Source organism: Mesorhizobium sp. M7A.F.Ca.CA.002.04.1.1, assembly GCF_004022805.1.
Classification (GTDB): domain Bacteria; phylum Pseudomonadota; class Alphaproteobacteria; order Rhizobiales; family Rhizobiaceae; genus Mesorhizobium; species Mesorhizobium ciceri.
The window spans coordinates 1-4,212 of record NZ_RZPL01000520.1; the positions used below are offsets into that span (position 1 = coordinate 1).

At 62.0% G+C, this 4,212-nt stretch carries 5 protein-coding genes and 1 pseudogene; 5 read left to right on the forward strand and 1 reads right to left on the reverse strand.

Annotated elements, in window-relative coordinates; translation table 11 throughout:
- Positions 1 to 29 precede the first annotated feature (29 nt).
- On the forward strand, positions 30 to 341 hold the full coding sequence (locus ENZ75_RS23185; RefSeq protein WP_013529982.1) for a DUF6665 family protein: 312 nt from the start codon (positions 30 to 32) through the stop codon (positions 339 to 341).
- 3 nt (positions 342 to 344) lie between these two features.
- Here ENZ75_RS23185 and ENZ75_RS23190 read toward each other — a convergent pair whose 3' ends face one another.
- Positions 345 to 689 (reverse strand): cupin domain-containing protein, encoded by a 345-nt coding sequence (locus tag ENZ75_RS23190; protein WP_013529983.1) that lies wholly within the window; start codon positions 687 to 689, stop codon positions 345 to 347.
- A gap of 315 nt (positions 690 to 1,004) precedes the next feature.
- Here ENZ75_RS23190 and petA point away from each other — a divergent pair, with 315 nt between their 5' ends.
- The 4 genes and pseudogenes from petA to ENZ75_RS23210 all read left to right on the forward strand — a co-directional run.
- A complete protein-coding gene (petA, locus tag ENZ75_RS23195) occupies positions 1,005 to 1,565 on the forward strand; it encodes a ubiquinol-cytochrome c reductase iron-sulfur subunit (RefSeq protein WP_013529984.1) in 561 nt (186 codons plus the stop codon).
- A gap of 17 nt (positions 1,566 to 1,582) precedes the next feature.
- A complete protein-coding gene (locus ENZ75_RS23200) occupies positions 1,583 to 2,884 on the forward strand; it encodes a cytochrome b N-terminal domain-containing protein (protein ID WP_013529985.1) in 1,302 nt (433 codons plus the stop codon).
- A gap of 28 nt (positions 2,885 to 2,912) precedes the next feature.
- The gene (locus ENZ75_RS23205; protein WP_013529986.1) at positions 2,913 to 3,785 is read left to right on the forward strand and encodes a cytochrome c1; all 873 of its coding nucleotides are present in this window, start codon (positions 2,913 to 2,915) and stop codon (positions 3,783 to 3,785) included.
- A 127-nt stretch (positions 3,786 to 3,912) separates the two neighbouring features.
- Positions 3,913 to 4,212: pseudogene (locus ENZ75_RS23210) on the forward strand (phosphatase PAP2 family protein); the annotation flags it as partial.

The window sequence follows — 4,212 nt, forward strand, 5'->3', positions numbered from 1 at the left end:
CCGCATGGTTTTCGGGAAAGGAGGCTGAAATGTCCTTGCGTCCGCCATCTCATCTTGCCGGCGCCTCGGCCGCCGAAGCCGCCTTCGACGCGCTCGGCCATGAAATATTGGCGGAAAAGGCGGCAGCACTCGGCCGCGCCGGCCAGCGGGTAGAGGAAACGCTGGCCAGGCTGCGCGACAATGCCGACGAGCAACTGCGCCCCCTTCTGCTCAAGGATGCCGCCGAGGCGGTGCATGGCTATTTCATCCAGCGCGAGCTGTGCGGCTTGCGCAAGCACGATGCCGTCATTCGTGAATACAACATCCCGAAAGCGGTGCTGGCCAGGCTCGGCGCGAAATAGGGATCACTCCAGCCATTCGGTGATGAAGCTGCCATTCTCGTGGATGTCGGTCGTTTCCAGCGGGCCTGGGCCGAGATTGGTGAATTTGTGCGGCGTATTGGGTGGCACGATCAGGATCTGGCCGGCGGATGCCTCGATTTCCTGGTCGCCGACAGTGAACAGGCCGGTGCCCTGGCGGATGATGAAGATCTCCGCGTAGGGATGTGTGTGCAGGCGCGGGCCGCCGCCGACATCAGGCAGATAGTTGAAGATCAGGCAGGAGTTGGAGCCGTAGGCGCCACATTGCAACTCGCCCTTCCAATGGTCCGAGCGAACGGCCCAGGTGTCGCGGTCTATGACGTGTGCCATGATGACAAGGATAGACCCGGCTGGGGCCTTGTGTCGAGCCGAACAAGGGCGTCGGATTTGCGGGTGTTTCCCGGTTGTTTAGTGATGGTTGGCGGCTATCCGGCGTCGTGTTGACCGGCGGCGGATTTTGTCCCCGCGACAATCTGCCCTTGTGCCTTCACCCGTCTGGACAAAAACGGGCTTCACGCATAAACCGAAGTCCAAATGCCGGAGGAATTCGCAAGCCTGTTCGCCATGCGCTGTCGGGTTGGCGTAATTTGAGCGGGGAACAAGGCTCAACCACCGGCACGGAAGAGGCGAAAGGATCAGGCACCCGTGAGCGCAACCGACACCCAGGATCCCAACCGTCGTGATTTTCTCTACGTCGCCACCGGCATGGCCGCAGTGGTCGGCGCGGGTGCTTTCGCGTGGCCGTTCATCGACCAGATGCGCCCTGACGCCTCGACGCTGGCGCTCGCCTCGGTCGAAGTCGACGTCGCCTCGCTGACGCCGGGCATGTCGCTGATCGTCAAATGGCGCGGCAAGCCGGTCGTGGTCCGCAACCGCACCGAACAGGAAATGAAGGACGGCGAGGCGGTCAAGCTGGCCGATCTCAAGGATCCGATCGCCCGCAACGCCAATCTGCCGGCCGACGCACCGGCGACCGACGCCAATCGCACCACGCCCGGCAAGGAAGCCTGGATGGTGATGGTTCAGGTCTGCACGCATCTCGGCTGCATTCCGCTTGGCCAGGAAGGCGATTTCGGCGGCTGGTTCTGCCCGTGCCACGGTTCGCAATACGACACCGCCGGCCGCATCCGCAAAGGCCCGGCGCCGGAGAACATGGCGGTTCCGGTATTCAAGTTCATTTCCGATACCAAGATCCTTATCGGTTGAGGCAGGGGGATATTTCGATGAGCGAGGGACACTCGACCTATACGCCCAAAACCGGTCTCGGACGCTGGTTCGACGCCCGCATGCCGCTGCCGCGGCTGGTCTATGACAGCTTCGTTGCCTATCCGGTGCCGCGCAACCTCAACTATGCATGGACCTTTGGCGGCATCCTGTCGATCATGCTGGTGGCGCAGATCCTGACCGGCATCGTGCTGGCCATGCATTACACGGCCGACACCAATCTGGCCTTCGGCTCGGTCGAGAAGATCATGCGCGACGTGAATTCGGGCTGGCTGCTGCGCTACATGCATTCGAACGGCGCCTCGTTTTTCTTCGTCGCCGTCTACATCCACATCTTCCGTGGCCTCTATTACGGCTCCTACAAGGCGCCGCGCGAACTGCTGTGGATCCTCGGCTGCATCATCTATCTCCTGATGATGGCGACCGGCTTCATGGGCTACGTGCTGCCATGGGGCCAGATGAGCTTCTGGGGCGCCACCGTCATCACCGGCTTCTTCAGCGCCATTCCGCTGGTCGGCGACTGGATCCAGCAGCTGCTGCTCGGCGGCTTTGCCGTCGACAACCCGACGCTGAACCGTTTCTTTGCGCTGCACTATCTGTTGCCGTTCATGATCGCCGGCGTTGTCGTGCTGCACATCTGGGCGCTGCATGTCGTCGGCCAGTCGAACCCGACGGGCATCGAGGTCAAGTCGAAGACCGACACCGTGGCCTTCACCCCCTACGCGACCATCAAGGACGCGTTCGGCATGATCGTGTTCCTGTTCTTCTTCGCCTATTTCGTCTTCTACCTGCCGAACTATCTCGGCCATCCCGACAACTACATCGTCGCCAACCCGCTGAAGACGCCGGCCCACATCGTGCCCGAATGGTACTTCCTGCCGTTCTACGCGATCCTGCGCGCCATCACCTTCAATGTCGGGCCGATCAACTCCAAGCTCGGCGGCGTGCTATGCATGTTCGGCGCCATCGTCATGTTGTTCCTGGTGCCGTGGCTCGACACTTCGAAGGTGCGCTCGGCGGTTTACCGGCCCTGGTACAAGCTGTTCTTCTGGCTGTTCGTGGCCGATGCCATCCTGCTTGGCTGGCTGGGCTCGCAGCCGGCAGAAGGCAGCTATGTGTTCATGGCGCAGATGGCGACATTGTTCTACTTCGCCTTCTTCCTGATCGCGCTGCCGGTGCTCGGCCTGATTGAGACGCCGCGACGGTTGCCGAACTCGATCACCGAGGCGGTGCTCGAGAAGAACAAGGGCGGCAGCGGACATCCGGCGGGCGCTACGGCGGCTCCGGAAACCAAAGGCTGAGCGGGTAGAGAATCTAAGGGGATTTGGCATGAAAAAGATTCTCACCTCGCTGGCGCTGATCGGCCTTGTGGCCGTCGCCGCTGGGGCCGCGGGCACTCGGGCGATCGCCGCCGAAGAGGCACACAATGTGGCCAATCCGACGCATTTCCCGATCGACGAGCCGAAGGAAATGGACTGGAGTTTCACTGGCCCATTCGGCACCTATGACAAGGCGCAGCTGCAGCGCGGCCTCAAGGTCTACAAGGAAGTCTGCTCGGCCTGCCATTCGATGAACCTGGTGGCGTTCCGCACGCTGTCGGACCTCGGCTATTCCGATGCGCAGATCAAGACGCTGTCGGCCGAGTACACCATCCACGACGGTCCCAACGATGCCGGCGACATGTTCGACCGTCCGGGCAAGCCGTCCGACCACTTCCCGCCGCCCTTCGCCAATGAGGAAGCCGCCGCTGCCTCCAATGGCGGTGCTGCTCCGCCAGACATGTCCCTGCTGGCCAAGGCTCGCGGTGTCGAACGCGGTTTTCCGCAGTTCGTCTTCGATATCTTTACCCAGTACGACGCGGGCGGCCCCGACTATATCCACTCGCTGCTGACCGGCTACGACCAGACACCGCCGGCCGGCATGGTCATCCCGGAAGGCACCCACTACAATCCGTACTTCATGTCCGGCGTGTCGCTGAAGATGCCCAAGCCGCTCTCCGATGGTCAGGTGACCTATGATGACGGTGCGCCGCAGACCATCGACCAGTATTCCCGCGACGTCTCCGCCTTCCTGGCATGGGCGGCCGAGCCGCATATGGAAGACCGCAAGAAGACCGGTTTTCGCGTTCTGGTGTTCCTGCTTTTGTTCGGCGCGCTGGTCTATCTCACCAAGCGCAAGGTGTGGGAAGGCGTGGCGCATTAAGCCACACGATCAAGTGATCACGAAGGGCGCCGAGAGGCGCCCTTTTGCATTTCCAGAAGCCGGCCATGTCACATGGCCGTCACCGCATCCGGCGATCCTGTGCTGCTCTCATCAAAGGATCGCACCCATGAAAAGATACGCATCGCTCGCGGCAGGCCTGTTGCTGCTCATCGTCGGCTCGGCCGCGCAAGCGGAAGACGCCCAGCCTTTCGTCACCAACAAGGATGTCGACCTGACGATGATCCTGCCGCCGCCGCCGGCAAACGATTCGGCGCAGACCAAGGCCGAACTCGGCGAGGTGCTGATGCTGCAGGTGACACGCACGCCCGAGATGGTAGCCAGCGCCGTCGCCGATGCCGACGAGAATGTCTGGCGCTTCGCCAACGTCATGGGGCCGAAATTCAACAAGGAAACGCTGCCCAAATTC